Origin of the sequence: Staphylococcus sp. HMSC14C01 (genome assembly GCF_001808085.1) — a bacterium.
GTDB classification, from domain to species: Bacteria; Bacillota; Bacilli; order Staphylococcales; family Staphylococcaceae; genus Staphylococcus; species Staphylococcus hominis.
In genome coordinates this window covers 23,007-49,741 of sequence record NZ_KV792029.1, presented here as the reverse complement: position 1 = coordinate 49,741, position 26,735 = coordinate 23,007, and the positions used below count along the sequence as shown (strand labels likewise).

At 30.5% G+C, this 26,735-nt stretch carries 29 protein-coding genes and 1 pseudogene; 19 read left to right on the top strand and 11 right to left on the bottom strand.

The features are described from left to right. Positions 1 to 14 precede the first annotated feature (14 nt). Entirely contained in the window at positions 15 to 1,220 is a 1,206-nt protein-coding gene (locus HMPREF3131_RS05140) for a putative multidrug effflux MFS transporter TcaB (RefSeq protein ID WP_017174923.1), read from the top strand. Between the two features lie 53 nt (positions 1,221 to 1,273). Here the strand turns inward: HMPREF3131_RS05140 and HMPREF3131_RS05135 are convergent, their stop codons facing one another. After that, positions 1,274 to 1,825 (bottom strand): TetR/AcrR family transcriptional regulator C-terminal domain-containing protein, encoded by a 552-nt coding sequence (locus HMPREF3131_RS05135; protein WP_019834779.1) that lies wholly within the window; start codon positions 1,823 to 1,825, stop codon positions 1,274 to 1,276. A gap of 120 nt (positions 1,826 to 1,945) precedes the next feature. Between HMPREF3131_RS05135 and HMPREF3131_RS05130 the strand changes: the two genes are divergently transcribed. Continuing rightward, complete coding sequence (locus HMPREF3131_RS05130; protein WP_002448529.1) at positions 1,946 to 2,593, top strand: HlyD family secretion protein; 648 nt, start codon at positions 1,946 to 1,948, stop codon at positions 2,591 to 2,593. Between the two features lie 12 nt (positions 2,594 to 2,605). Continuing rightward, a complete protein-coding gene (locus HMPREF3131_RS05125) occupies positions 2,606 to 4,699 on the top strand; it encodes a DHA2 family efflux MFS transporter permease subunit (RefSeq protein WP_049382596.1) in 2,094 nt (697 codons plus the stop codon). A gap of 78 nt (positions 4,700 to 4,777) precedes the next feature. On the opposite strand, the gene HMPREF3131_RS05120 is transcribed toward HMPREF3131_RS05125, so the two are convergent. After that, positions 4,778 to 5,407: a hypothetical protein gene (locus HMPREF3131_RS05120; protein WP_049382597.1), complete on the bottom strand. Its 630-nt coding sequence runs from the start codon at positions 5,405 to 5,407 to the stop codon at positions 4,778 to 4,780. Between the two features lie 193 nt (positions 5,408 to 5,600). Here HMPREF3131_RS05120 and HMPREF3131_RS05115 point away from each other — a divergent pair, with 193 nt between their 5' ends. Further along, positions 5,601 to 6,500, top strand: a complete 900-nt coding sequence (locus HMPREF3131_RS05115) for an alpha/beta hydrolase fold domain-containing protein (RefSeq protein ID WP_019834783.1) — start codon at positions 5,601 to 5,603, stop codon at positions 6,498 to 6,500. 51 nt (positions 6,501 to 6,551) lie between these two features. Here the strand turns inward: HMPREF3131_RS05115 and HMPREF3131_RS05110 are convergent, their stop codons facing one another. Together HMPREF3131_RS05110 and HMPREF3131_RS05105 are read right to left on the bottom strand one after the other, a co-directional pair. Further along, the gene (locus HMPREF3131_RS05110) at positions 6,552 to 6,968 is read right to left on the bottom strand and encodes a hypothetical protein (protein WP_017174917.1); all 417 of its coding nucleotides are present in this window, start codon (positions 6,966 to 6,968) and stop codon (positions 6,552 to 6,554) included. Next, positions 6,968 to 7,447, bottom strand: coding sequence for a thioesterase family protein (locus HMPREF3131_RS05105; RefSeq protein WP_017174916.1), 480 nt, complete (start codon positions 7,445 to 7,447; stop codon positions 6,968 to 6,970). The genes HMPREF3131_RS05110 and HMPREF3131_RS05105 overlap by 1 nt, the downstream gene beginning before the upstream one ends. A 121-nt stretch (positions 7,448 to 7,568) precedes the next feature. On the opposite strand from HMPREF3131_RS05105, the gene corA reads away from it, so the two are divergent. Both corA and fni read left to right on the top strand, forming a co-directional pair. After that, on the top strand, positions 7,569 to 8,516 hold the full coding sequence (gene corA, locus HMPREF3131_RS05100; RefSeq protein WP_017174915.1) for a magnesium/cobalt transporter CorA: 948 nt from the start codon (positions 7,569 to 7,571) through the stop codon (positions 8,514 to 8,516). Between the two features lie 34 nt (positions 8,517 to 8,550). Further along, a complete protein-coding gene (gene fni, locus HMPREF3131_RS05095) occupies positions 8,551 to 9,600 on the top strand; it encodes a type 2 isopentenyl-diphosphate Delta-isomerase (RefSeq protein WP_070436508.1) in 1,050 nt (349 codons plus the stop codon). Between the two features lie 61 nt (positions 9,601 to 9,661). Here the strand turns inward: fni and HMPREF3131_RS05090 are convergent, their stop codons facing one another. Next, positions 9,662 to 10,270, bottom strand: coding sequence for a DNA-3-methyladenine glycosylase (locus tag HMPREF3131_RS05090; protein ID WP_049382598.1), 609 nt, complete (start codon positions 10,268 to 10,270; stop codon positions 9,662 to 9,664). Between the two features lie 293 nt (positions 10,271 to 10,563). Here HMPREF3131_RS05090 and HMPREF3131_RS05085 point away from each other — a divergent pair, with 293 nt between their 5' ends. Together HMPREF3131_RS05085 and HMPREF3131_RS05080 are read left to right on the top strand one after the other, a co-directional pair. Continuing rightward, positions 10,564 to 10,890, top strand: a complete 327-nt coding sequence (locus tag HMPREF3131_RS05085) for a YnfA family protein (RefSeq protein WP_017174912.1) — start codon at positions 10,564 to 10,566, stop codon at positions 10,888 to 10,890. A gap of 29 nt (positions 10,891 to 10,919) precedes the next feature. Beyond that, positions 10,920 to 11,930: an aldose epimerase family protein gene (locus HMPREF3131_RS05080; RefSeq protein ID WP_019835635.1), complete on the top strand. Its 1,011-nt coding sequence runs from the start codon at positions 10,920 to 10,922 to the stop codon at positions 11,928 to 11,930. Positions 11,931 to 11,985: 55 nt separating this feature from the next. Here the strand turns inward: HMPREF3131_RS05080 and HMPREF3131_RS05075 are convergent, their stop codons facing one another. Further along, on the bottom strand, positions 11,986 to 12,642 hold the full coding sequence (locus HMPREF3131_RS05075; RefSeq protein WP_017174910.1) for an MOSC domain-containing protein: 657 nt from the start codon (positions 12,640 to 12,642) through the stop codon (positions 11,986 to 11,988). 160 nt (positions 12,643 to 12,802) lie between these two features. Here HMPREF3131_RS05075 and HMPREF3131_RS05070 point away from each other — a divergent pair, with 160 nt between their 5' ends. After that, positions 12,803 to 13,492 carry a ribose 5-phosphate isomerase A gene (locus HMPREF3131_RS05070; RefSeq protein WP_048762126.1) on the top strand — a complete coding sequence of 230 codons (690 nt, stop codon included), beginning with the start codon at positions 12,803 to 12,805 and terminating at the stop codon, positions 13,490 to 13,492. Positions 13,493 to 13,763: 271 nt separating this feature from the next. On the opposite strand, the pseudogene HMPREF3131_RS05065 reads toward HMPREF3131_RS05070, so the two are convergent. Further along, a pseudogene (locus HMPREF3131_RS05065) lies at positions 13,764 to 14,592 on the bottom strand (lysostaphin resistance A-like protein); the annotation flags it as partial. 256 nt (positions 14,593 to 14,848) lie between these two features. Between HMPREF3131_RS05065 and hutG the strand changes: the two are divergent. The 6 genes from hutG to HMPREF3131_RS05035 all read left to right on the top strand — a co-directional run bounded on the left by hutG (position 14,849) and on the right by HMPREF3131_RS05035 (position 20,746). Next, positions 14,849 to 15,784, top strand: coding sequence for a formimidoylglutamase (gene hutG, locus HMPREF3131_RS05060; protein WP_019835632.1), 936 nt, complete (start codon positions 14,849 to 14,851; stop codon positions 15,782 to 15,784). A 156-nt stretch (positions 15,785 to 15,940) separates the two neighbouring features. Beyond that, entirely contained in the window at positions 15,941 to 17,059 is a 1,119-nt protein-coding gene (locus HMPREF3131_RS05055) for an amidohydrolase (protein WP_019835631.1), read from the top strand. Positions 17,060 to 17,146: 87 nt separating this feature from the next. After that, complete coding sequence (locus tag HMPREF3131_RS05050) at positions 17,147 to 18,028, top strand: SDR family oxidoreductase (RefSeq protein ID WP_070436507.1); 882 nt, start codon at positions 17,147 to 17,149, stop codon at positions 18,026 to 18,028. A 77-nt stretch (positions 18,029 to 18,105) separates the two neighbouring features. Further along, positions 18,106 to 18,717 (top strand): flavin reductase family protein, encoded by a 612-nt coding sequence (locus HMPREF3131_RS05045; protein ID WP_017174904.1) that lies wholly within the window; start codon positions 18,106 to 18,108, stop codon positions 18,715 to 18,717. A 96-nt stretch (positions 18,718 to 18,813) separates the two neighbouring features. Further along, positions 18,814 to 20,106 (top strand): Na+/H+ antiporter NhaC family protein, encoded by a 1,293-nt coding sequence (locus HMPREF3131_RS05040; protein WP_017174903.1) that lies wholly within the window; start codon positions 18,814 to 18,816, stop codon positions 20,104 to 20,106. A gap of 121 nt (positions 20,107 to 20,227) precedes the next feature. After that, on the top strand, positions 20,228 to 20,746 hold the full coding sequence (locus tag HMPREF3131_RS05035; protein WP_002448616.1) for an SRPBCC family protein: 519 nt from the start codon (positions 20,228 to 20,230) through the stop codon (positions 20,744 to 20,746). A gap of 57 nt (positions 20,747 to 20,803) precedes the next feature. Here the strand turns inward: HMPREF3131_RS05035 and HMPREF3131_RS05030 are convergent, their stop codons facing one another. After that, positions 20,804 to 21,565 (bottom strand): MurR/RpiR family transcriptional regulator, encoded by a 762-nt coding sequence (locus HMPREF3131_RS05030; protein ID WP_048679170.1) that lies wholly within the window; start codon positions 21,563 to 21,565, stop codon positions 20,804 to 20,806. Positions 21,566 to 21,766: 201 nt separating this feature from the next. On the opposite strand from HMPREF3131_RS05030, the gene HMPREF3131_RS05025 reads away from it, so the two are divergent. Beyond that, a complete protein-coding gene (locus tag HMPREF3131_RS05025) occupies positions 21,767 to 23,368 on the top strand; it encodes an alpha-glucoside-specific PTS transporter subunit IIBC (RefSeq protein ID WP_017174901.1) in 1,602 nt (533 codons plus the stop codon). A gap of 45 nt (positions 23,369 to 23,413) precedes the next feature. Here the strand turns inward: HMPREF3131_RS05025 and HMPREF3131_RS05020 are convergent, their stop codons facing one another. After that, positions 23,414 to 23,944: a hypothetical protein gene (locus HMPREF3131_RS05020; RefSeq protein WP_017174900.1), complete on the bottom strand. Its 531-nt coding sequence runs from the start codon at positions 23,942 to 23,944 to the stop codon at positions 23,414 to 23,416. Positions 23,945 to 24,228: 284 nt separating this feature from the next. Between HMPREF3131_RS05020 and HMPREF3131_RS05015 the strand changes: the two genes are divergently transcribed. Genes HMPREF3131_RS05015 through HMPREF3131_RS10995 form a run of 3 tightly spaced genes read left to right on the top strand, consistent with a single transcriptional unit; the run spans position 24,229 to position 26,034 of the window. Further along, positions 24,229 to 25,143 carry a bile acid:sodium symporter family protein gene (locus HMPREF3131_RS05015; RefSeq protein ID WP_017174899.1) on the top strand — a complete coding sequence of 305 codons (915 nt, stop codon included), beginning with the start codon at positions 24,229 to 24,231 and terminating at the stop codon, positions 25,141 to 25,143. 49 nt (positions 25,144 to 25,192) lie between these two features. Beyond that, positions 25,193 to 25,837: an HAD-IA family hydrolase gene (locus HMPREF3131_RS05010; protein ID WP_017174898.1), complete on the top strand. Its 645-nt coding sequence runs from the start codon at positions 25,193 to 25,195 to the stop codon at positions 25,835 to 25,837. 5 nt (positions 25,838 to 25,842) lie between these two features. Next, positions 25,843 to 26,034, top strand: a complete 192-nt coding sequence (locus tag HMPREF3131_RS10995) for a hypothetical protein (RefSeq protein ID WP_080979238.1) — start codon at positions 25,843 to 25,845, stop codon at positions 26,032 to 26,034. A gap of 56 nt (positions 26,035 to 26,090) precedes the next feature. Here HMPREF3131_RS10995 and HMPREF3131_RS05005 read toward each other — a convergent pair whose 3' ends face one another. Together HMPREF3131_RS05005 and HMPREF3131_RS05000 are read right to left on the bottom strand one after the other, a co-directional pair. Continuing rightward, entirely contained in the window at positions 26,091 to 26,279 is a 189-nt protein-coding gene (locus HMPREF3131_RS05005) for a hypothetical protein (protein WP_002448560.1), read from the bottom strand. A 4-nt stretch (positions 26,280 to 26,283) separates the two neighbouring features. Then, positions 26,284 to 26,628 (bottom strand): hypothetical protein, encoded by a 345-nt coding sequence (locus tag HMPREF3131_RS05000; RefSeq protein ID WP_017174897.1) that lies wholly within the window; start codon positions 26,626 to 26,628, stop codon positions 26,284 to 26,286. Positions 26,629 to 26,735: the final 107 nt, after the last annotated feature.

The following is a 26,735-nucleotide window of genomic DNA, read 5'->3' as shown; positions in this document are numbered from 1 at the left end:
AGGAGAATATTTAAATGGAACAAAGACATAACCAAGATAAGCATTCCTTGTTATTTATTATTATTCTAGGTATGTTGACTGCTATAGGACCTTTAGCGATTGATATGTTCTTACCCGGTTTACCTGAATTGAAAAATGATTTCAACACTACGACAGCTCATGCTCAATTAACACTATCGTTTTTTATGATTGGTCTTGGAATTGGTAATTTATTTGTAGGACCGATTTCCGATAGTTTGGGGCGTAAAAAACCTTTAATTATCGTTATGACCATTTTTACTCTTGCAAGTCTCGGAATCATATTTGTTCATAACATATGGCTTATGATTATCTTAAGACTTTTACAAGGTATTACTGGGGGAGGCGCGGCAGTTATTTCAAGAGCCATTGCAAGTGATTTATATAAAGGTAATGAATTAACTAAATTCCTATCTTTATTAATGCTAGTTAATGGTGTTGCTCCGGTTATTGCGCCTGCGCTTGGAGGTATCATTTTAAGTGTAGCAGTTTGGAGAGTCATATTTGTTATATTAACTATCTTCGGTATATTAATGGTAATGGGGAGTCTAACAAAAATACCAGAATCGTTAAGTTTAGAGTATAGAGATAGCAGTGGTATCAAAGTGATATTTCAGAATTTTAAAAGCTTATTAGGTACACCACGATTTGTGCTACCCATGCTCATACAAGGTGTTTCATTTATTTTATTATTTAGTTATATTTCTGCTTCACCGTTTTTAGTTCAAAAAATTTATGGTGTCTCTCCACTGCATTTTAGTTGGATGTTTGCTGGAATAGGAATAACATTAATCGTCTCTAGTCAATTAACAGGAAAATTAGTAGATTATATTCATACGCAAACACTTTTAAGGTTATTGACATGTATCCAAATTATTGGTGTATGTATTGTTTCGTTAACGCTCATCCAACATGGATCATTCATTTTTTTAGTGATTGGTTTTATAACATTAGTAGCTCCAGTTACAGGTGTAGCTACTTTAGGGTTTTCTATTGCGATGGAGGAAAGTACCACTGGTAATGGTAGTGCTTCAAGTTTATTAGGACTTGTGCAATTTTTATTTGGAGGTATTGTTACACCTTTGGTAAATGTAAAAGGAGAATATAACAGTATGCCTTATCTAACAATCATTATTAGTGCAATTGTAATCCTTGTTATTTTACACCTTATTAATTTTAAAGTGTTTAAAACAAAAAGATAAATAAAAAGGAGCAAAACAGAGTTTAATTTGATTCTGTCTTGCTCCCTTCTTTATTATCTCTGTAACTTAATTGTATTGGATAATAAAGAATTTGCTACTTCTTTAGGACTTTCTTGGCAACCGCTTCTTAGCCAATAAAGAATTACTCCAATTTGACCGCTAATGGTATAAGAAATAAAAAGTCCTCTATTTTGAATTAAGGTTTCATTTTCAACTAAAATCTTATCGTAATATTTCTTTGTAATATCTAAGTAGTCCATAACTAAACTTCTATTTGGATTTGAGATAAAAATAGCGTGAAAAAAAGATTTCTTTCTATATATATATTTAAGAATAATATGAAAGAATTTAAATACTTTTTCAGGCTCTTTTTTTATATTGTGAAAATTATTAGAAAGTGCTTTTAATAATTTTTCATACTTATTTAGATGGTAACTTTGGATTGTAGACAATAAGTCATATTTATCCTGAAAATTATCATAAAATGTTGAACGATTAATTTTACTTTGTGCACATATCATTTTAATTGAAATTTGTTCGAAGGGATAATCTTCTAGCAAATCGATCATACTTATTATAATTTTATATTTCGCTTTTAATTTCATGCATGTCACCTAAATTTAAAAAATAACCGACAATTTTTTAAGTTTTGTTGGTGTTTTTTTTATTGATATGTCTTTATAATATATAAAGTGATTTTTAAAAGCAAATAGGAGGAAAGTTCAATGAAGAAAATGGTGTTAATCAATATCATTACTATCGTTGCTTTAGTTATTATCGGAGTAGTTGGATTTTATTTCTATCATAATGCAACTAGCTATGTAACAACTGATAATGCTAAAGTTGACGGTAATCAAATTAAAATTGCGAGTCCAGCATCTGGACAAATTAAATCTTTTGACGCAAAACAAGGCGATAAATTGAAAAAAGGTGACACAGTCGCAGAAGTAACTGCTCAAGGTCAAGATGGTCAAACTCAAGATCAAAAAATTAAAATGCCACAAGATGGTACAATTGCTAAAACTGATGGAATGGAAGGCTCTATCGCTCAAGCAGGTTCACCAATTGCTTATGCATATAATTTAGATGATTTATACATTACAGCTAATATCGATGAAAATGATTTAAGCAGCATTGAAAAAGGCGATAAAGTTGATGTAACAATCGATGGTCAAGATTCTAAAATCGATGGTAAAATTAAAGAAATCGGAAAAGCAACTGCAAATAGTTTCTCATTAATGCCATCATCAAACAGTGACGGTAACTATACTAAAGTTTCACAAGTGATTCCTGTGAAAATTTCTTTAGACTCACAACCATCTAAAAATGTTGTTCCTGGAATGAACGCTGAAGTTAAAATTCATAAAGACTAAGGGGGTCATAAAATGACAGTGACCTTCATTATTGGATATATCGTTGCAGCGGTCATTTTAGTTGGTTTAATTAATTTATTCGTGTTGAAATCACGTCATAAATCTAAATTAAATCAATCAAAGGGACAACAAGTAAATGAAGAATCTAAGAGTCAAAATAATCCATCTAAATTTAAAATGAGTGACTTAGAACAAAATAACGATGCAAAGAATGCATCATCTCCTCAGATCAGTGAAGAGAAAAAGCGTTACTTTAATAATGACCAATCTCATTATAAGGAAGGTAACGATATCAATAATGATAAAAGAAAAAATCATTTTGAAGAAGAACAAGAGCAACAAGATTCATCTTCAGAACAAATTCATCCTGAGCAAAAACAAACGTCACATTCCTTACATTACTCAGACGATGAACAACGCAATACGCATTCTGAAGATACAGTAAATCATAATGATAGAGATGTTAATAATCAACATCTTTCCAAAGATTCTATTTATGAACCTATTAATCCTGATTCACAAGAAGGACGTGTGAACGAACGTATAAAAAATCAAAACCAAGATTTTGTCTTCGGTAAAGGGATTACAAGAGGCAAAATTTTAGCTGCTATGTTGTTTGGTATGTTTATCGCAATTTTAAACCAAACATTACTTAATGTAGCTTTACCTAGAATTAATACAGAATTCAATATTTCTGCTTCAACTGGACAATGGTTGATGACAGGATTCATGTTAGTAAACGGTATTTTAATACCAATAAGTGCGTTCTTATTTAATAAATATTCATATCGTAAGCTATTTTTAATAGCGCTTGTATTATTTACAATTGGCTCATTAGTTTGTGGTATTTCAACTAACTTCCCAATTATGATGGGAGGACGTGTTTTACAAGCGATTGGTGCAGGTATATTAATGCCATTAGGATCTAATGTAATTGTTACCATTTTCCCACCTGAAAAACGTGGTGTGGCAATGGGAACAATGGGTATCGCAATGATTCTTGCTCCAGCGATTGGGCCATCATTATCTGGTTACATCGTCCAAAATTATGATTGGAATATCATGTTCTATATGATGTTTATCTTAGGACTACTTGCTTTCTTATTTGGATTAGCATGGTTCAAAATTTATCAAAAAACAATCAATCCAAAAGCAGACTATCGTGGTATCGTATATAGTACAATTGGATTTGGTGCTTTATTATATGGTTTTAGTGAAGCTGGTAACAAAGGATGGGGTTCAACTGAAATCGTTATAATGTTTATCATTGGTGTTGTGTTCATCATCTTATTTGCTATTCGTGAATTAACAATGAAAGCACCAATGCTTAATTTAGAAGTGCTAAAATCACCAACATACACACTTACTACTATTATAAACATGGTAGTAATGATGAGTTTATTCGGAGGTATGATTTTATTACCATTATATCTTCAAAATTTACGTGGTTTCTCAGCATTAGATTCTGGTTTACTATTATTACCAGGTTCATTATTAATGGGGGTATTAGGACCTGTTGCTGGTAAATTACTTGATACAATTGGTCTTAAACCACTTGCTTTATTCGGTATTGCAGTGATGACTTACGGAACGTATGAATTAACAAAACTGAATATGGATACTTCTTATCTTCATATTATGAGTATTTATGTAATACGTTCAATAGGTATGGCATTTGTTATGATGCCGTTAATGACTGCAGCTATCAATGCTTTACCACCTCGTTTAATTTCTCATGGTAATGCGTTCTTAAATACGATGAGACAATTAGCTGGTTCAATTGGTACTGCGATTCTCGTTACTGTAATGACAACTCAATCTACAAATCATCTGAATGCATTTGCAACTGAATTAGATAAAACTAATCCAGTCATTCAAGATCATGTACGTGAAATGGCCGCACAATATGGGGGTCAACAAGGCGCATTACAAGTTATCTTGACTTATGTAAATAAATTAGCCTCAATCGAAGGGATCAATGATGCGTTTTGGATTGCTACAGCATTAAGTGTCTTAGCATTCGTTTTAAGTTTATTCTTAAAAGGTAAAAAAGGTGCTGAAGCTGAACATGACAGATTGATGAGTAAAGAAAGTAATAAATTTTAATAAATAAAAAAGGTATTGGACATATAAAACGTTCAATACCTTTTTTTATTTTATTAAATATAAAATGAGATGACATGTCTATTTGATTCTAGGATGACGATTTCTAAAGAAAAAGCTTATAAATAATAACGCTAAACTACTTGAAAGTAAGATCAGTGCATTGTGAATAGCATCTGCTTCAGTAATAATTTGATTTGGTGGTAAATCTAAGAAAAAGGAATGCAAGTTCTGAGAGATTTGCTTTCCTAACATTTGAATTGTATAACTAAAGGAAAAAGCAATCATTAACGCAACAGCGATAATGATGAAATTAATCACTTTTAAAATCGTTCTATTAAATACAATGGTTAAAATTGAAATAATCATGCTGCCAATACATAAAACGAAAAATATATTAAAAGCTAGAATAAATTTATCGATTACACCTTGTAAGTTAGCGACTTCACTAATATTAATATTGAGTGGTCCAATCTGAGTAGTTGTATTTTGAAAATTTTTAATCTCAGAGAAATCAATCGCTTGATTTGCAAGAACAAAATTTAGAATAGGCTGTTTATACATGCTATAACAAGTAATCCCTACAAGTATAAGAATAATGATATGTATAATTAAACTTATCCACGAATTTTTCTTTTTACCATAATAAGCTTGTTGGTTAACACGATCATATGGGGGGCGGTTTGTTTGATATTTATTAGGATTTTGCATTATTATTACTCCTTTGCCGTCATTCATTTGTTTTCTATAGTTGACTCATTTATACTGAATTTAATATGCAATAGGCACTTATATGAACTAGATTGCTCATTTTTAATCATATAAATAGTATTATATCGTTTTTTAAGCTTTCTGTAATAAAGTTTGATTAATTTTATAAATTTATAAGGTAGGTAAAAATTTTATGAAAACACGTATGGTAAATAGAATTGTTAATAAATATTTACTACATAATCGCTCAATTCAGTTTAAGAGTAAAGACGAATTTGAATCGTTTATGGAGCGTAGAAAAGATATTAATAGAGCGAAACATAAGCAACCTCCAACTTTAAATGTGAAAGCAAATCTTGATAAATTATCTTTAGGAGATATGCAAGTGTTTAGATTTAATTTTCGTCACGAAACTAAAAAGAAAATTTTGTATATTCATGGTGGGTATAACACGTTACAACCTTCTCCATTCCATTGGAGATTAATGGATAAACTTGCACTCAACACTTTATATGAGGTCGTTTTACCGATATATCCTAAAGCACCAGAGTTTCATCTTAAAGATACATTTAAAGCAATTAATAATGTATATGAATCGTTATTAAGTGAAGTTAATAATGAAAACATTGTTATTATGGGTGATGGAACTGGTGGAGCACTTGCACTTAGTTATGTACAACAATTAGTAGAAAATGACAAACCTTTACCATACAAAATATGTTTAATTTCTCCGATGCTTGATGCAACAATGACAAATCCTCAAATTACTGAATATTTGGTTGAAAAAGATCGCTTTGTTAATATTCAAGGGCTTCAAAACATAATGAATGTGTGGAGTGATAAAGAACCATTATCAAATTCTTTAATTTCGCCGATATATGGAATAAAACAAGGATTGCCACCAATTATAATGTTTGGTGGTGGTAAGGAAATTTATTATCCAGATATGCAACGTTTGGCATATGAATTGGAAACGCATCATCAATCTATACAATTTTTTGAGTATCCAAAAATGTTTCATGACTTTGCGTTATTCCCAATTCATGAATCTCATAAGGTGATTAAACAAATTAATAAGGCAATTCATGAATAATGATAAGGACTAAAGTAGAATCGAGTTAGATTTTACTTTAGTCCTATATTTTTATATTGAATATTTATTGACTTGCGATAATAATTCACTAATTATATCATGTTGGCCTTTACAATGATAATAAGTATCGAGAGATTGTGCCAATCTTAAGTTTTCTTTGGGTTCATAAGTTGTAGTATGTAACTCTATTACATTTAAAAGTTGTTTTTCAACGTCTTGCGAATATCTTTTTAGATTAGCTATTAAATCATTTTCATCCGTAGTCGTTTTAATTTCTCTATCTAATGCTTCTATCGCTTGTTTTTGTCCTTGGTAAAAACTAATATTAAATGTTCGTTGAATGAGCTCTCGACTAGGTCCATTCATAAATAGTGAACGGTTTTCATTTAATTCAATTAAATGTATTTTAAGTGTATCACTAAGGTCAAATAGTGTGTTTTCTAAGATTTCAGAAATAGTGTCTGTCATTATGCCTCTCCTTTCTTTGGAATGCCAATTTGATGTCCTAATGATTTAGGCCAGCGCTTATCATATTGAGAATCATAGTATATTTGGATATTAGATTTATAGTGTGCGGGGAAAGAAGCAGGTCGGCGTGTTGAACGATTAATACCCATCATCATTATTTCGCTTGTTGCAGCTAAAGTTTCATCATTTTTAAATAATTCTAAAAAGAAGTGAACACGTTTTTCATCATAATTATAAATACGAACACGAACTGAAAATGATTCTTCGAAGTGTAATTCCTTTAAATAGGTTGTATGTTCTTCGACTGTAAATGTTGTATAATTAAGCGCTTCTCTTTCTTTCAATGATAAACCATTATAATGATTAAATTCACTAATAACTTCACTGAAAACTGAATTATATTCTGCATCGTGCATATGTTGGTTAAAATCAACTTGAGAAGATACTACACTTTTATGAATAATAAATGGATAGTTCATAATATTTTATCCCTTCTTTAAAATTTTATAAAAATACTTTACTAACATAAAATAACACATACACAATATTTAATTCATGGTAGAATGATAACCGTATGGTTAAATAGGAGGAAACAGAAAGATGACCATGATAATTCGATATCAAACTAAGGACGAACCACTAACTCAAGTTGAACAAATCAGTGATGTACCTAATAATGCTACTATTGTGTGGTTGGATTTTGAAGATGCAACATCCAAAGAAAATGATTTTTTGATTGAAAACTATAATTTTAACTATTTAGAATTAGAAGATGCCATTAAAGGGGTACCACGAGTTAAATATAAATCTTATGATGATTACCAATACATGGTATTTCATAGTATGCATAAAGATAATTTTACTCCTATAGCATTGAACGTATTTCTAGACGGAAAAACATTAATTACTTATCATCAACATCATTTTGAATCATTAATGGAAGTTGTCAAGATGAATGCGCGTAAACATGATCCAGATTTAGATTGTGCTGATATCGTTATACATATCCTTGATATGATGGTAGATAAATATTTTGATTTTGTTTATACCATTGAAGATGAGGTATACAACTTTGAAGATGCACATGTAGATGATACACATAGTAAAAAAGTAATGGATAATGTCTTTCAATTACGTTCTAACCTTATAAAAATAAAACGTGTATTATTCCCAATGCAGGAACTTGTGAATACAATTAAGACTGAAGGTAACTTAATTGTAGATTATAAACATTCAATGTATATTCAACATATTGATGATCATATTATTAAACAAAATAATATTATTAGAACCTCTCAAGAAATGACAAATGAAATTCGAGAAAATTTTGAATCTTATTCTTCTTTTAGAATGAATAGTATTATGCAAGTATTGACACTCGTGTCAGTTATATTTTCTCCTTTAACATTTATAGTAGGCGTATATGGAATGAACTTTGAATATATGCCAGAGTTAAAATGGCATTATGGTTATTTTATTTGTTTAACTATAATGTTACTCATTTCAATTGCATTAATTCTCTTCTTTAAAAAGAAAAAGTGGTTTTAATATAGAACATAGTTTAAGGAAAGTAGGTTGTTACATGAGTGATATCCAAAGAGAGCAAAGAAAAAATGAACATGTAGAAATTGCAATGGCACAACAAGATGTCCCTCAATCAGATTTTGACCGTATGAGGTTTGTACATCATTCAATTCCAAATATCAATGTGAATCAAGTGGATTTAATGAGTCATACTTCAAATTTTGATATGACATTTCCCTTGTACATTAATGCAATGACAGGTGGAAGTGATTGGACTAAGACAATTAATGAAAAGTTAGCAGTCGTTGCTAGAGAAACAGGCTTAGCTATGGCTGTAGGATCTACACATGCAGCTTTAAGAAATCCTAAGATGGCTGAATCATTTAGTATTGTACGTAAAACAAACCCTGAGGGCATTATATTTAGTAATGTAGGCGCAGATGTACCAGTAGATAAAGCTGTTAAAGCAGTTGAATTATTAGACGCACAAGCTTTACAAGTACATGTGAACGCACCACAAGAATTAGTGATGCCAGAAGGGAATAGAGAGTTTTCGACATGGTTAGAAAATGTGGAAGCAATTGTTCAACGCGTGAGTGTACCTGTTATCATTAAAGAAGTAGGATTTGGCATGAGTAAAGAATTACTACAATCTTTAGTAAATATAGGCGTGACGTATGTAGATGTGAGTGGAAAGGGTGGCACTAATTTTGTCACGATAGAAAATGAGCGTCGTTCAAATAAAGACATGGATTACCTTTCAAATTGGGGCCAATCGACTGTAGAATCACTACTTGAAAGTATAAGTTATCAAGATAAACTAAATGTATTTGCAAGTGGTGGATTACGCACACCTTTAGATGCAATTAAAAGTTTAGCTTTAGGTGCAAAAGCTGTTGGCATGTCACGTCCATTTTTAAATCAAGTTGAACATGCTGGTATCACTAGTACCATTGAATATGTAGAATCATTTATAGACCATATGAAATCTATTATGACAATGTTAGATGCTAAAGATATTAATGATTTAAAACAAAGTAAAATTGTTTTTGATAGTAAGTTAATGTCTTGGATAGAACAAAGACATTTAAAAGTTGAACGTGGATAATATTAATCGCTTTTGAAGAAGGATGACCTTTTCAAAAGCGATTTTTTTATTGAATGAGGTGTTACTTCCATGTTTCTTCTGGTAATAGACAATCAGATTTTCTCATTCTAGAGACATATGGATTTCCTTTAACAGTATATCTTAAGTGTTTTTCTGTCCATTCACCTTTATTTGGGATACCTATACGTGCACTTTCTTCAATCTCTCTAGGAAATTTTCTATTCTTTACATCAATAGATAAACGACATTGATTAATTGTTGAACCATCTATTGCTCTAGGAATATTAAATGCTTTAGTCCACTTTCCTGGCCCATTTGTAAGTTCGAAACCAGATTTATTTCGGTTGATTTTCATAGTTTCGATACCATCTTCAGGTTCAACTGCACGTATTAAGACACCTTCTGGGATACCTTCTTCACGTGTTACTAAATTAATAAGTAAATGCGTATGCATAACATGGCCATATATGGTTCCACCACGTTGATATAAAGAAGTGACTTTAGGCGTTTGTTTCCCACCAAATCCATGTGCTGCTTTATCTTTAAAACCTAAATAAGCTTCTGTTTCGACAATATAGCCACTATAAGTTTGTGTATGATCTTGATAACTAATTTTAACGCCTAATAAAGATTTAGCCGTTTCAATTGTTGGTTTATTTACAAAGTCCAATATAAATACCTCTTTCTTTAAATGAATCATTTGGATGCTTGTCTAAATTTTTTAATAATTTTATTATAGTGGAAAATGTTAGAGTTAGAAAATATTAAATACATTGATAGAGAATGAAAAAACATTTAATAGATAGCGTTTACATTTTTAATTTATATAAAACCTATGGAATATTAATTAAAAAAGTGTAACAATATGTATTGATGATAAAGTCAAAGTTTAAAAGTAATAGATGAAATTTAAAGCAGTTTGCTACAATGAAACTAACTTTTCAAAAGTTGGTGAATAAAGAAATGATATATTCAATATTTATTTTTGTATTATCAGGTCTCTGTGAAATTGGTGGAGGCTATCTAATTTGGTTGTGGTTAAGGGAAGGACAATCAAGTTGGTTAGGGTGGATTGGTGGACTAGTGCTTGTCTTATATGGTGTGATTGCTACATTTCAAGTGTTTCCAACCTTTGGACGTGTCTATGCGGCATATGGCGGAGTGTTTATTATAATGAGTATCATATGGTCATTTGTATTTGATAAACAAATTCCAGATAAGTATGATGTCTTAGGTGCTGTTGTATGCATTATTGGCGTATTAATAATGATTTTACCAAATAGAGCCTGATCAAGCGTGTTGAGAGGGAGACGTAAGTAATGATAGTTGAAGTAGAGAAACAAAATCATGGTATAGATTTAATTAAAATAGATAATGACGATACGTATATTGTATTTACAAACTATGGAGCACGAATTGTGTGTTGGAAATATCATGATAATAATATTGTGTTAGGTAATAAAGTAGAAGCGGATGAATTTTACCCTGAAAATCCATATAAATTTGGAGCTACTATTGGACGATATGCAGGACGTATTGAAAATGCTTCTTTTAATTTGAACAATAAATATTATCAATTGGAAGCAAATGAAATGACTAATCAACTTCACGGCGGTAGTAATGGTTTAGACAGACGGTTGTTTGATTATGAAATACAAAATAATATAACAAATATTAAAGTTATATTTAAACTTCAGATACAATCAAAAGAGGATGGTTATCCTGGAGATATGATGATTAAGGTTATACATACATATGATGTTGAACATCGCTGGACGATTGAATATGAAGCAACATCAAATGAAGATACATTATTCAATCCTACAAATCATGTGTACTTTAATCTAAATAGAGATAATAATGTCATTGATAATCACTCTATAATAAGTGAACAATTAAAAATGTATCCTATTGATCAGAACCATCTTATTTCCAGTCAACAGCCTATTGATTTATTAGAACGATTTAATCATCGACCTATTCAATTTCAAGATATTTTTAATTCTGAAGATAAACAAATTAAAGAACAAATATATTTTAATAAAGGTCTCGATCACCCATTTGATATTGGTCATCATCGTCTTATCGTTGAAAATAACGAGTTTGCGTTAGATGTAGAAACAACAATGACTAATATAGTAATTTTTACTTTTAATGATACATCAGAATGGAAGAGTGATTTTAATATTTATAAACCTCATTCAGGTGTAGCGCTAGAAACACAATACTTACCTAATGATATTAATAATGAAGGCAATAAAGCTAAGTCAATTCTAAAAGCTAATGTTCCATTTTATGCGAAGACAATATATCATATTTCAGAAAAATAACTTTATTTTTATTCAGAAACATACCACTATGACATTAAGTGATAGTGGTATGTTTCTATTTATTCATTGCTTTTTCTTTTAATAATTTCAATTTTTCAATACGTTTAGGAGATAAGTAAGGATTATTAATAGCTTTATTTAAACGATCTATATTTTCACGGTCATTATAATAAATATCATTCAAATTTTGAACAGATAAGCGTGTAGGAGATTCAGCAGTTTTAAGGAGTAATAAATGATCTTGTTGCTGCACATAACCTTCTTTTAAAACACGCATATAAAATCCTGTTTTACCTGAGGAAGACATCCGCTTAACTAAATGTTTAATACCATACTTTCTTTGAATCTTCCAGCAAGGTTCACGTATTTCAGAAACTTCTACAATTGCCTCTCCTAATTGATATTGATTTCCAAAATACACATCATTTTCATCAAGGTCAACGAGAGTTAAATTTTCACCAAACATTGCATAATCAGGTAGTATATTAATATCATCTTTATACATTGCATAATTTTTCTTACTAAAACAACAAACAGCTTTGTGTGGACCACCATGGTCCTTATAAGCTTGTTCATCCTCACTGAACCCTGTATAAGATAACCACATTTTTCCAGAAAACATTGTTTTATTTAAAGCAGAATGCATTGGACGTTTTTGATCATAGTTTAAAGTTTCAATTTTACCAGTTGAAATAGCATATACGGGAATCATGTTATGGTCTCCTTTTTTATCATATCTGTTATTTTACTATATTTTTAAAAAGTATAAAAATATCTTTTGATAAATTAAATGAATGTAAAATAGACCTAGGTATTTTAAAAAGGCTAGTGTAAAATAATAAATGAGTATATGAAAAGGAGTTATAGTACCGATGAAGGATGCGAAAGAACTCAAATTAATGACGACAGATGATGCAGTAGCTCAAATCCAAGATAATATGATTCTTGGAATTGGAACAGGAAGTACAATTGAACTATTGATTCCTAAGATTGCAGAGCGTATTCAACAAGATAATTTAAATGTTACAGGTGTATGTACATCTAATAAAAGTGAATTTCTTGCTAAACAATATAATATTAATGTGGTTGATATTAATGATATTACTTATATAGATTTAGCTATTGATGGTGCAGATGAAATTGATTCAGATTTAAACCTTATTAAGGGAGGCGGTGGTGCCTTATTCAGAGAGAAAGTCATTGATGAAATGGCAAGACAATTTATAGTTTTAGCAGACGAAAGTAAAATAGTAAATTACTTAGGTGAAACTTTCAAATTACCTATTGAAGTTGATAAATTTAACTGGTTACTGATATCTAAAAAAATTGAAGCATATAATGATATCTCAGTCGAACGAAGAATGAATGAGGATATACCATTTATTACAGATAATGGGAATTATATTTTAGACTGTGAATTAAAAAGTAAGATAGATCCTTATCAATTACATGAATTTTTAATTCATCTCACAGGTGTGCTAGAAACAGGTTATTTTTTAGATATGACAACACAAGCGATTATTGGCACTCAAGAAGGAATTAAAGTAATTAATAAGAAGTAAAAAAGAGAGGAACATGTTTAAGTTCCTCTCTTTTCTTTTTATTTATTAGATTTATGGATATCATTGATTTCTTCTTTTACATTATCCACTACAGATGAGCGTCTATCTTCTGTATATTTAGAAGATGATTTTAAATGATGATCACCGTCTTGGACTTCAGATTCATTAGTCTGTGTATGAGTCACATTATTTTCTTGTAACGATTGATGTGACGTTTCTTTTTTATCCAATTCACTATTAGATATCTTATTTGAATCATCTGTGTCATCATTTACATGGTCTAAATAATTATTAGGTTCTACTTCATCTAATGATTGGTTTGTTGTTTTATATAAGATAAAGCGAATGACTAAACTTAAAAGAATGAAAATAATACCAACAATTGTAGTACTTAAAGCAATGACTTTCATAGAGAATAAGTCGCCAGTTTCTTCGCTAAATAAGAATACTTGAGCAAATGTCATTGCAGCATGGAATAACATTGCAATATAAATCGTACGACCTTTAGTTGCTCTAATTAATTCACCGACAATCATTGAAAACATAAATGTATATAAGAAGTGATAACCTGCATATTGCATTCCATATGTCGTGTTAATAGTCCAAATAGAATACATTAAACCTACAATGATTGAAGCAAAAAATGTATTGACTTTACTTTCAACAATATTTTGTAAATATGAACGGAATCCAAATTCAGCAAAGAAAGCCATGAAAATATGACCAATCATAATTGTAAATACAGATACTGATAAATCATTGGCTTGTAATAAAATAAAACTATCAGCAAATCTATTGAAACTCATCATTCCAATAATAAAAATAATGAGCGGCAAAATTAACGCAAGTATTATACGTTCAATAACTCTAATATCAATAGAGAAATTCAAACCAGCTAGTTGAGTACGCTTATTTTTAAATGCAATAATACAAATTATTGCAGCAATAAATGGCGCTAAATTATTAATACTAAACACAAAACGTTTAATACCAATAGATGCTTGAAAGTCTCGCAGGATTAAAGACAATGCCATTGTAACAACGAAAAATACAAAAATTGTTAAAGCCCATTGAAATCCTGAAATACGTTTCGTCTTCATGTATGTAACCTCCATTAGGGTAACCATATATATTCTTTTCTTAATATTATACATATTACAAGGGGATAAATAAATTGTCCATTTTAAATATCATTAAAATGTAATAGTATTGAATTATTTTTAAATTTTTGAAACTAATATTTAATGTCTGAATCATAAATTAAAGGGTAAATAATTTAATAAAAATGGGTATTGATTGTATAAAATATGTTATATGATTAAGATAACCTTAAATAATTAGGAGGCATCTAATATTATGTACAGTGAAAGCAATCCAAAACTATGGAAAGGAAGAGTAGATAGTCAAAATGATCCTAAGCAGTTTAAGCATTTTCAGACCGTCACATTTGCTAATTTAGAAAAAATAGAAAATCGTTTTGATAAAGTTGGTGTAGGTTTGTTAGGCTATGCCGTTGATAAAGGGATTGAACTGAATGAAGGAAGAATTGGTGCTAAAAAAGGACCAGACGAAATAAAAAAAGCGTTTGCCCAATTACCTGATTTAAGTGAATGTGAATCTCTTGTTGATTATGGAAATGTAGAATATACAAAAGGTTCTCTAAGTGAAGTTCAAGAAGAAATGGGACATTTGGCTGCTCGAGTTATTCAACAGCATCACCAATCTTTTTTTATTGGTGGAGGACATGATATCGCATACGCACAATACCTAGCAACGAGACACACTTATCCTGATGCTTCTATTGGCATTATTAATATCGATTCACATTTTGAGACGCGTGCTGATGTACAATCTAATTCTGGTACAATGTTCAGACAAATTTTAGAAAAAGATGATAATGTTGATTACTTAGTTTTAGGCTTATCTCAAGGTAGAAATACACGTTCTCTATATGAATATGCTGAAGAAAAAGGAATTATCTATGTATATGCAGATGAAATTTTAAATGATTTGTCTCCAACCATTAAAGATAAGATTGAACGTTTTATTCATCAGCATGAAACGATTATGTTTACAATTAGTATGGACGCCATCGATAGTGCATTTGCACCTGGAGTAAGTGAACCTACTGTCCTCGGATTGAATCCTCATTCTGTATTTAATATAGGTAAACGCGTTATATTAAGTGGAAAGACATCTTCTATTAGTATTGCTGAAGTCAATCCAAATTATGATATTGATCATCGTACTGCTCAACTTGCAGCGAATTTTATTCACCATTTTATAGAGTAGTTATTTTAAAAATTGAAATGAACTTTTAGATAAGAGTAGTCCACCATTCTAAGTAATGGATATCTACTCTTATTTAGTTATAAGAAAAGTTTGATAATTATGATACTATAGACTATACAACATTTTATTGGACTTAGAGAAAGGGAAGTGACATTGATGACAAGTTTTAACGACGTTGTAAAATGGAGACGCATGTTTCATCAATATCCTGAGTTATCAAAATACGAATATAAAACGACGCAACGTATAAAAGATATATTAACTTCATACAATATTAAAATGATTGACATTCCAATGGAAACGGGCCTAGTAGCAGAAATAGGACAAGGAGAAAAATGTATTGCTGTTCGTACTGATATTGATGCGTTACCTATTCAGGAGCAAGTTAGTCAAGACTTTACTTCTACTAATGATGGAGTGATGCATGCTTGTGGACATGATATTCACATGGCTAGTATCTTAGCTATTGCTACCAAGTTAAAAGAAGAAGAAGAACAATTAAATGGAAGAGTAAGGTTTTTATTTCAACCAGCTGAAGAGCTTGGGTATGGTGCTAAAGCCATGGCTAAAACCAATGCATTAGATGATGTACAAGCGATTGTTGGATTTCACAATTATCCAACATTAGATATTGGAGAATTTGCAATTAAATCTGGTCCTATTACGTCTGCTGTAGATCGTTTTGAATTTAAAATTCATGGCAAGGGAGCTCATGCTGCCAAGCCAGAGCAAGGCAATGACCCTGTAATGGCGTTAGGGCAATTAATTACAAGTTTGCAAACAATTATTAGTCGTAATTTATCTGCCTTTGATAGTGCTGTCATTACAATAGGAGAAGTGTCTTCAGGTAATACTTGGAATGTTATTGCAGATAATGCTTATGTTCAAGGCACGGTACGTTCATTCAAACCTGAAGTACAAGATTATATTGAACAACGTATGCATGATATTGCTAAAGGATTAGAACAATTATTTAATATAGAGATTGAATTAATTTATACACGTTTACCAGGCGCAGTTATTAATGACGTAGAGCTTACAAAACATGCTAAAGAAGCGGCAAAAAAAGTAGGATACACAGTAATTGATTTAGAACATCCATATACAATTGGAGAAGATTTTTCTGGTTTATTAGAGCATCATCCAGGTGTGTTTGCATTTATTGGATCGAATAGCGAATATGATTTACATCATCCAAAATACAATCCAGATGAACGTATTTTAGAAAAAACACCTGATTATTTTATAGAACTGATTTATCAATTATTAGCATAATATTTATTAGAAAATTTTAGAATTATGATTTAATTACTACTTAACGTGGTAAACCAATGTTGAGTAATTAAATAGGAGATGATTTTAATGGGTGCACAAGATCCAAGAACTAAATTTAAAGATTCTGATTATAAAAAACAAGAACAAGAAACACCAGGTTATCAATATAAAATGTCACCTAAACCAGATTGTGGTGAAGAATCATATGAAGGTCATGGTCGTTTACAAGATTATAAAATGTTGGTAACTGGTGGCGATTCAGGTATTGGACGTGCAGTAGCAATTGCTTATGCTAAAGAAGGCGCTGATGTAGTTCTTAACTACTTACCAAGTGAAGAACAAGATGCACAAGAAGTTAAAGAAGTCATCGAAAAAACTGGAAGAAAAGCAGTACTTATCCCTGGAGATGTGAGAAATGAGCAGTTTAACTATGATTTAGTAGAACAAGCTTATAATGAATTAGGTGGCTTAGACAACATTACTCTTGTTGCGGGTCATCAACAGTATCATGATGATATTCATGGATTTACAACTGAACAATTTGCTGAAACATTTGAAACAAATGTGTATCCAATTTTTTGGACTGCTCAAGCAGCAACTAAATATTTAAAACCAGGTGCTTCAATTACAACGACATCTTCAGTACAAGGGTATAAACCAGCTGCAATTTTACATGATTATGCCGCTTCTAAAGCAGCAATTATTTCATTAACAAAAAGTCTTTCTGAAGAATTTGGAGATAAAGGTATTAGAGTGAATAGTGTAGCGCCAGGACCATTTTGGTCACCTTTACAAATCAGTGGTGGACAACCTCAATCAGCAATACCAGAATTTGGCCAAGCTACTCCACTAGGCCGTGCAGGTCAACCTGTTGAATGTGTGGGACCATATGTATTATTTGCTTCAGAAGATGGTAGTTATTTAACTGGTCAAGTTCATAGCGTTACTGGTGGTATTCAAATCGACTAATTTAGTTAAACGTTAAGTATACTGGCGAGAGATTTTTAGAAATCTCTCGCTTTTTATTTTATAAAGGAGAATTAAAAATGAAAGGGATTAATCCAAATCAATTATCAGATATTCAAAATTATAAATTATTAAGTGGTTCAGTTATACCTAGACCTATTGCGTTTGTAACATCGGAAGATGAAAAAGGTAATTTAAACGGTGCACCATTTAGCTTTTTCAATGTAGTGAATAATAAGCCACCTATGATAGCAATTGCAGCACAAAGAAGTAATGGTAAGCGTAAAGATACTGCTATAAATATTGAAAAAACAAAAGAATTTGTTGTGCATATTACAGATGAATTCAATATTGAAGATATCAATGAGACGGCTGCACCTTTAAAATACGAAGACAATGAATTAGAACGCACATCATTGACTCTTATCAGTTCATCTATTATACAGACGCCTGCTGTGAAAGAAGCTAATATTCGTTTTGAATGTAAATTAGATCAAATGATTCAATTAGGTACTAAAAATGATGGTGCGGATTTAATTATAGGAGAAGTTGTTATGTATCATATAAATGAAGATGTCTATTTTGAGGATAGTAAAATTGATTTTAATCAGCTTAAACCCGTAGCACGTTTAGCGGGAAATAATTATTCTAAACTCGGAGACACATTTACAATTAAACGTCCAGAATCATAATAATATGAATTTTACATGTAATTGTATTGACGATGATATATGAATCTTGTACCTTTAAATATAAATTCAATTAGTATTAAGGAAAGTAGGTTAAATATGGAAGAAGGGAATAAAGGGCATGCATGGGCACTACTACCTCTTGTGCTATTTATTGCATTATTTTTAGGAATAGGAATCGCTACTGGAGATTTTAGTAATATGCCTTTAAATGTTGCGATAACGATTACTGTGATTGTAGCATTAATGATGAATAGAAAAGAAAAATTTTCAAAAAAGATTGAAATATTTACTCAAGGGGCAGGGCATTCAAATATTGTCCTAATGGTTTTCATCTTTATCTTAGCAGGTGCATTTTCAACTACTGCTGAAAAAATGGGTGGTGTCACGTCTACAGTTAATTTAGGACTATCACTCATACCACAAAATTTTATTATTGTAGGATTGTTTATAATTTGTATGTTTGTCTCTATCTCTATGGGAACCTCAGTTGGAACTATTGCAGCACTTGCACCTGTAGGATTTGGATTTTCTCAGGCAACTGATATTTCAGCTATGTTAGCGATGGGAACAGTAGTAGGCGGTGCGATGTTTGGTGATAATTTATCAATGATATCAGATACCACAATAGCAGCAGTACGTACTCAAAAAACAAAAATGAGCGATAAGTTTAAAGTTAATTTTTGGATTGTTTTACCAGGTGCAATTCTAACAATTATCATTTTATTTTTCTTAACAAATGGTGTACATATTGATCATTCTAAGCAATATGATTATAACTTAGTGAAAGTCATTCCTTATATTTTAGTGCTTGTTTTAGCCGTCATTGGTGTGAATGTTATCGTAGTTTTAATTAGTGGTACTATACTTTCTGGAATCATTGGTCTTATTGATGGTTCTTTCAATTGGAAAGGTTTATTAACTGCTATATCAAAAGGAATTATTGGAATGGAAGATATTGCAATTATAGCTTTACTTATTGGTGGGCTTGTTGGTCTTATTCAACATAATGGCGGTGTAGAATGGTTGCTTAATTTTGTGAAATCGAAAGTGAAATCGAAACGTGGTGCTGAATTTGGTATCGCTAGTCTTGTGAGTGTAGCGGATATCGCTACAGCAAATAACACAATTTCAATTATTATGTCAGGACCATTGGCTAAAAATATTGCCGACGAGTATGAAGTAGATCCTCGTAAATCAGCAAGTCTTCTTGATATTTTTGCTGGATGTTTTCAAGGTCTGTTACCCTATAGCCCTCAACTTATTGCAGCAGCGGGTGTTGCTGGAATATCTCCTTTTAGTATGTTGCCATATTGTATTTATTCAATTTTATTAGGCATTTGTGGAATTCTAGCAATTGTATTTAGATTTCCACGTCTTAAGACGAAATAAATGATATATAACAAGTTAAAATCATCTAAATTTATATTTTTTTTAATTTCTGATAGTTGAAATTTTGGTAGTATTTATAAATGCGTTAAAATATAACTAAGAGTGAAAGTAGGTGAGATGAGTGGCAAAATATAATGTAGAAAATGAACAAGTTGAGATTCATATTGAGCGTTTATTTAAATATTCTCCAGAATTGGTTTATAGTGCTTGGACAGATATAAACTTATTAAAGCAATGGTTTATGACCTCCCAACGAACAAATAAATTATTTGATGCAGATATTCATGAAGGTGGACAATATCGAATAGTAGATGCTCGTAATGGTAAACAAAATGTAATTCAAGGTAAATATGAAGAATTAGTATCCGATGAATACATCAAAATGACTATTGGAATGCCAGAATTAAGCGATAGTCAAGATGTTATTGAAGTAGAATTTGAAGAGCGTGAATCAGGCGGTACGCAAATGTTCTTTTACTATCAATCTATAGTAGAAAAAGAACGTCGTTTAACGGCTTTAGAATATAAACATAAAAAGAAAGAATATCATGATTCTACTGCACATGGTTTAGAATTAATGTTTGATCGAATGAATGAAGTTTTAGATCAATATGTAGAGGACAATGATATGTTACTTTAATTAAAATGAAAAGACCTATTGAGTAAAAGTCAGTTATTACTTAACAGGTCTTTTTATTTATTGTAATTCACCGTTTTCTTTTCGCTCATTATATTTTCTTAGTAGCGTTTCAAAAAAGATATGATAATTAATAAAGCTAGAATAATCTATATCATTGTATAAATAAAATGTATGGCTAGAAACGTAAACATTATAATTTGCCTTTTGTGCTAATGTATTGTCTTTCATGGTTGTAACAGAAATAAAATAACGTTGGCGCAATTGAAGTAAATTAGTAATCTCAGTTAATTGGTGAGTTTCTCCAGATAAAGAAATCACAAAAAATAAGTCATCTTCATTAGAGTAGTTAAGTACCATTTTAATCTCATGTTCATCATGCAATACAATTACATTTTTATGCATAGTTAATAAGATACGTTGTGCTTCTTCAGCTACATTTTTCTGAGCTCGTCCAGTACCATATAAGTATACATTGGTAGCTTTATCAATTTTTTCAGTAATAAGGTTAAAATTTACCCTTTCTAGGTAAGTAAATGTTGTTTCAATTTCTTGTTTAAATTGTTTGATTGAATCGGTAGGAACTTCATGTAAAGATTGACTTTCAAATTTTAAATAAGATTTAAAATCACTATAGCCATCAAAGCCTAATTTACGTGTGAAACGATGAATAGTTGCGTTTGATGCATGTGTATATTGTGATAGTTCTTGTATTTTTAAAGTTTTACATTGTTCTATATGTGTATTAACAAAATGAGCTATATGAAGATCATTGTCATTTAATTTATCAAAGTTAGTATTAACTCTCTCATCTAATAACATATAAACACCTCAAGTTATAATATTGAAAATTTTTTCATCTATAGAAAATATAAACTGATTATACAAAAATATTTCAAAATGAGTCAATATCATTGTATATATGAAAGCGTTTACTATAATAGAATTAAGATATTAAGAAAGCGCTTAAAAAAGTGCAATATCATATGATTAACTATGATATTTAGATTTGGGGGTCAGCATATGAACGCAATAAAACGTTTTGGGAGCGCAATGATAGTTCCAGTATTAATGTTTGCATTCTTCGGGATTATATTGGGGTTTGCAACACTATTTAAAAACCCAACAATAATGGGTGGTTTGGCAGACAGTCACACATTTTGGTTTAAATTTTGGTCAGTCATTGAATCTGGTGGTTGGGTTATCTTTAATCACATGGAAATTGTATTTGTAGTAGGTTTACCAATTTCACTTGCTAAAAAAGCACCAGGTCACGCAGCATTAGCAGCTTTAATGGGTTACTTAATGTTTAATACATTTATCAATACCATTTTAACGCAATGGCCACATACGTTTGGTGCAAACTTACAAAAAGGTGTTGAAAATGTTACAGGTTTAAAAGCAATTGCAGGTATTCCAACATTAGATACTAATATTTTAGGTGGTATCATTATTTCAGCTATTGTAACTTGGATACATAATAGATATTACAGTAAGAAATTACCTGAAATGCTTGGTGTTTTCCAAGGTTTAACATTTGTAGTCACTATTTCATTCTTTGTTATGTTACCTGTAGCAGCCATTACATGTGTAGTGTGGCCAACGATTCAAAGCGGAATTGAATCATTACAACACTTCATTATTGCTTCTGGTTATATAGGCGTATGGTTATACCATTTCTTAGAACGTGTATTAATACCTACTGGACTTCACCATTTTGTTTATGCACCAATTGAAGTAGGTCCAGTTGTAGCAAAAGATGGTTTAAAAGCAGAATGGTTTAGACATTTAAATCAATTTGCCGAAAGTAGCAAACCATTAAAAGATCAATTCCATTATGGTTTCATGCTTCAAGGTAATGGTAAAGTATTTGGCGCAATTGGTATTGCTTTAGCAATGTATTCTACAACACCTAAAGAAAATCGTAAAAAAGTAGCTGCATTATTGATACCTGCTACATTAACTGCTGTTGTAGTTGGTATTACAGAACCATTAGAATTTACATTTTTATTTATTGCACCATTCTTATTTGTTATTCATGCATTATTAGCTGCAACAATGGATACAATCATGTATGGTTTTGGAGTAGTTGGTAATATGGGTGGAGGACTACTTGACTTTATTGCAACAAACTGGATTCCACTTGGACAAAATCACTGGATGACTTATGTAGCTCAAGTTATTATTGGTTTAATTTTCTCAGCAATTTACTTCTTTGTATTTAGATATCTTATTTTAAAATTTGATATTCCATTACCAGGACGTCGTGCTGAAGAAGAAGTGAAACTATTTTCTAAAAAAGATTATAAAGAGAAAAAAGGTGAAGATAGTACAGACACTTCAGGTTTTGAGCCTAGTAATGAATATGAAGAAAAAGCATATTATTATTTAGAAGGTTTAGGTGGAAAAGAAAATATTAAAGATGTGACAAATTGTACAACACGTTTACGCTTAACTGTTAATGACGAATCAAAAGTAGAAGATACTGCATATTTTACACATCAACAAATGTCACATGGACTTGTAAAAAGTGGTAAGAATGTACAAGTAGTTGTAGGGATGACCGTACCACAAGTACGAGAAGCATTTGAACACTTAGTATTTGATGAAAATGACAAAAAATAAGATACTAAAAGGGTCGAAACATTTTGTTTCGACCCTTTAACTATTCTAAGAAATACGTGCATTATGTAATGCGCGAGCTTTATATGTGGCTGATAAAATATCAATATTTCGACAAGCAATAAACTGAATGAGTTTCGAGAATATTTCTGGTTTACAACATACGCTAGCATAATTATTGTTTAATGTATAAGTTAAATCATATTGATTAGAGAAATATGTCATTATATCAATAACTTTATCTTTAATAAAAGCATCTTGTAATCCATCTATACATAAATTAAAGCGTTTAGAAGAAGAATAATATTGTCCAGAATCCAATAAGATGTGTGTATTTCTAGAAGAAAGAATTTGGTAAATAGAAATTTGGTAAAAACTTAAAAAACTAATGAAATAGGGTAATTGTTGTTTAGGCAAGCTGATTTCAAGGGCTGGAGTATTGTTATATTTAATAATGTTGTATTGAAATGATTCGCAAAATTGAACATTTCTGCAAATTTTCATTAATTGTCTTTTAGTCGATCTTGATTGCAAACCTACAATATTTAGAATGTAAGTTTCAAATTTATCTATCCACATGCAAGAACCTCCCAATTCTTAATAATATGTAGTCTTCATGTCATTATCATTCTTAAAATGAAACACGTCGTTCCCATATACAGTCTGATTGTATCACTCTTTATTATGATTATCACTACGACTTTTGAATGAATTTTAATTTAATATTTTTGTAATATATTCGTAACTCTATTTAAAAAAGAAAAAATAAAGACATACATATTTTAAATATTCTGAAAATTCATTGTTTTACTTTTTCTCCTGTGATACTCTTATTTCATTATTTAAAATAAGAGGGTGACATCATGTTAAGTAAAGTAAGTGAATTTGCAACTAAGACATTTTTATTATGGATGTTTATTGCTGCTATTATAGGTTTTATATTTCCAACTCAACTAGCGACGATGGGTCAATTCGTCCCATGGCTATTAGGAATTGTGATGTTAGGCATGGGAATGACAATTAAACCTAGTGACTTTAAATTAGTTTTTAAAGAGCCGAGGTCTGTTATTATCGGAGTGATCTTACAATTCACTATTATGCCTACCTTGGCCTATACTATTGCTAAAATATTTAATTTACCAGCTGAGTTAGCAATTGGAGTGATTTTAGTTGGATGTTGTCCTGGCGGAACATCAAGTAATGTCATGAGTTATCTAGCTAATGCTAATGTCGCGTTATCTGTAGCGATTACAAGTGTATCTACTTTATTAGCACCATTTGTAACACCGGCTTTAATTTATTTATTTGCTCATGAGTGGTTACATGTATCATTTTTAAGTATGTTATGGTCGGTCATTCAAGTTGTTTTATTACCAATAATCATAGGATTCCTTTTACAACTTGCTTCCAAAAAAGTAACTCGGGAAGCTACTAAAATTTTACCAATTATTTCTGTAGTAGCGATTTCATTGATTTTAGCGGCTGTTGTTGGAGGGAGTAAATCACAAATTCTTAAAACTGGATTCCTTATTTTTATTGTAGTCATTTTACATAATGTAGTGGGCTATTTATTAGGTTATGTTTTAGCGCATGTATTCAAACTTGATAGAAGAGACAAAAAGGCCGTTTCTATTGAAGTTGGAATGCAAAATTCAGGTTTAGCTGTGTCTTTGGCAACTGTACATTTTAGTCCACTAGCAGCAGTGCCAGGAGCTGTATTCAGTTTTGTTCATAATATTTCTGGACCTATTCTTGCCAAATATTGGTCTAAACGTTAATGTAATATGTTAAACTTACCTATAATATTAAGTTTAAAGGAGAAATATCATGTATAAAGCAATAGTATTCGATTTTGATGGTACAATTGTCGATACTGAACAACATTTATTTAATATTATTAATAAGCATTTAATTAGTCATAAAGCAACACCAATTACACTCGATTTTTACCGTGAAAATATTGGTGGAGAAGCAAAGGATTTACACGAATATTTGGAACAGACGATTGGAAAAGATAATAAAGAAATTATTTATAAAGAACATCATCAAACAAGTAATCAATTAGAAATTAATCCTACGATTAAACAATTAATGAAATACTTGAAGCAACGTCATATTCCTATGGCAATTGCGACAAGTAGTTATAAAAAGGATATTTTTCCAGTATTTAAGAGTTTAGGTTTAGATGAATATATAAATATTATTGTTGGGAGAGAAAGTGTAGAATATGTAAAACCAGAGCCAGAACTTTATTTGACTGCTGTTCAGCAACTTAATTATTCTCCAACTCATTGTTTAGCTATTGAAGACTCTGTAAATGGTGCTACAGCTGCTTTTCGCGCTGGATTAGATGTTATAGTAAATACAAATGATATGACTCAAAAACAAGATTTCTCAACTATTCCATATATTGGTAAAGATTTAAATGGCGAAGAAATTATAAATCGTTTTTTTGAAAAGGGTCATGTGTGAATGACATGTCGTCGCAATTAATCATCTTCTTTTTAGCTGGACCCATTATTATCGGAATAGGAAATCTTGTTTTAGGTCCAATATTTAATAAACGTATTCCTTTTAGAGTTCGTATACGTTCATTCATGTTAGGATCAATGATATATCTTATACTTGCTTTTATAGCGTATTTCTTTTTGTTACAAGGCAAATTATAAAGTGACTGACCAATATAACAGTAAAAAAGGAACCTTTTTCTAAGGTTCCTTTTTTATTAAATAATTATTTTTAGAATAATTGTAAAGACTAATAAAACAATTAAAATCGCATCAATACCTACCATTACGGTAAATCTAGTGCTTTTAGATCCTTGAGATTTAGCTTGTTTCATTGCATTATAATTTGGTATGAGACTTAAAAATAATAAAACAATAATTAATATTATACCAATAGTGACTGACATATATTTATTCTCCTTTTCTTTTTTCAATCCATTCCCATATAAATCCTGCAATAATACCTACACAGATTCCTGTTAAAACACCGAACTTTGGAGAAGATAATAATGTTCCTATAATTAAAAAGATTATAACAGCGATAGATAAAGTAATACTAAATTTTATTTTACGTTGATCAGAATTAAAGATTGAAAATACAATTAAGTATAGTAAGAAAAATACTAAAGTTGCTAAAAGCGTTCGTAGTATAAGCAAACTTACCATGTGTTGTTGTTCACTAAAAAAGTTCAGTAAAAAGAACACAATAGCAAAAATAATAGATACCTTCATATCCTTTTTTAATAAATGCTGCATAAGGTTAAACTCCTTTAAGTCTATATAAGCAGTATAGCATACTGCTAAAGTATCAATTAAATATATTAATTTAGTAATATGATTCTCAACTAAAAATAACCCAATAA

Bases quoted from the DNA above. Each gene is read 5' to 3' on its own strand.
- HMPREF3131_RS05070 (WP_048762126.1), top strand. From the start codon at position 12,803: ATGAAGGATGCGAAAGAACTCAAATTAATGACGACAGATGATGCAGTA.
- corA (WP_017174915.1), top strand. From the start codon at position 7,569: ATGACCATGATAATTCGATATCAAACTAAGGACGAACCACTAACTCAA.
- HMPREF3131_RS05000 (WP_017174897.1), bottom strand. From the start codon at position 26,628: ATGCAGCATTTATTAAAAAAGGATATGAAGGTATCTATTATTTTTGCT.
- fni (WP_070436508.1), top strand. From the start codon at position 8,551: ATGAGTGATATCCAAAGAGAGCAAAGAAAAAATGAACATGTAGAAATT.
- HMPREF3131_RS05130 (WP_002448529.1), top strand. From the start codon at position 1,946: ATGAAGAAAATGGTGTTAATCAATATCATTACTATCGTTGCTTTAGTT.
- HMPREF3131_RS05080 (WP_019835635.1), top strand. From the start codon at position 10,920: ATGATAGTTGAAGTAGAGAAACAAAATCATGGTATAGATTTAATTAAA.
- HMPREF3131_RS05110 (WP_017174917.1), bottom strand. From the start codon at position 6,968: ATGACAGACACTATTTCTGAAATCTTAGAAAACACACTATTTGACCTT.
- HMPREF3131_RS05055 (WP_019835631.1), top strand. From the start codon at position 15,941: ATGACAAGTTTTAACGACGTTGTAAAATGGAGACGCATGTTTCATCAA.
- HMPREF3131_RS05105 (WP_017174916.1), bottom strand. From the start codon at position 7,447: ATGAACTATCCATTTATTATTCATAAAAGTGTAGTATCTTCTCAAGTT.
- HMPREF3131_RS05020 (WP_017174900.1), bottom strand. From the start codon at position 23,944: ATGTGGATAGATAAATTTGAAACTTACATTCTAAATATTGTAGGTTTG.
- HMPREF3131_RS05040 (WP_017174903.1), top strand. From the start codon at position 18,814: ATGGAAGAAGGGAATAAAGGGCATGCATGGGCACTACTACCTCTTGTG.
- HMPREF3131_RS05010 (WP_017174898.1), top strand. From the start codon at position 25,193: ATGTATAAAGCAATAGTATTCGATTTTGATGGTACAATTGTCGATACT.
- HMPREF3131_RS10995 (WP_080979238.1), top strand. From the start codon at position 25,843: ATGTCGTCGCAATTAATCATCTTCTTTTTAGCTGGACCCATTATTATC.
- HMPREF3131_RS05125 (WP_049382596.1), top strand. From the start codon at position 2,606: ATGACAGTGACCTTCATTATTGGATATATCGTTGCAGCGGTCATTTTA.
- HMPREF3131_RS05140 (WP_017174923.1), top strand. From the start codon at position 15: ATGGAACAAAGACATAACCAAGATAAGCATTCCTTGTTATTTATTATT.
- HMPREF3131_RS05025 (WP_017174901.1), top strand. From the start codon at position 21,767: ATGAACGCAATAAAACGTTTTGGGAGCGCAATGATAGTTCCAGTATTA.
- HMPREF3131_RS05015 (WP_017174899.1), top strand. From the start codon at position 24,229: ATGTTAAGTAAAGTAAGTGAATTTGCAACTAAGACATTTTTATTATGG.
- HMPREF3131_RS05115 (WP_019834783.1), top strand. From the start codon at position 5,601: ATGAAAACACGTATGGTAAATAGAATTGTTAATAAATATTTACTACAT.
- HMPREF3131_RS05005 (WP_002448560.1), bottom strand. From the start codon at position 26,279: ATGTCAGTCACTATTGGTATAATATTAATTATTGTTTTATTATTTTTA.
- HMPREF3131_RS05120 (WP_049382597.1), bottom strand. From the start codon at position 5,407: ATGCAAAATCCTAATAAATATCAAACAAACCGCCCCCCATATGATCGT.
- HMPREF3131_RS05075 (WP_017174910.1), bottom strand. From the start codon at position 12,642: ATGATTCCCGTATATGCTATTTCAACTGGTAAAATTGAAACTTTAAAC.
- hutG (WP_019835632.1), top strand. From the start codon at position 14,849: ATGTACAGTGAAAGCAATCCAAAACTATGGAAAGGAAGAGTAGATAGT.
- HMPREF3131_RS05085 (WP_017174912.1), top strand. From the start codon at position 10,564: ATGATATATTCAATATTTATTTTTGTATTATCAGGTCTCTGTGAAATT.
- HMPREF3131_RS05030 (WP_048679170.1), bottom strand. From the start codon at position 21,565: ATGTTATTAGATGAGAGAGTTAATACTAACTTTGATAAATTAAATGAC.
- HMPREF3131_RS05135 (WP_019834779.1), bottom strand. From the start codon at position 1,825: ATGAAATTAAAAGCGAAATATAAAATTATAATAAGTATGATCGATTTG.
- HMPREF3131_RS05045 (WP_017174904.1), top strand. From the start codon at position 18,106: ATGAAAGGGATTAATCCAAATCAATTATCAGATATTCAAAATTATAAA.
- HMPREF3131_RS05050 (WP_070436507.1), top strand. From the start codon at position 17,147: ATGGGTGCACAAGATCCAAGAACTAAATTTAAAGATTCTGATTATAAA.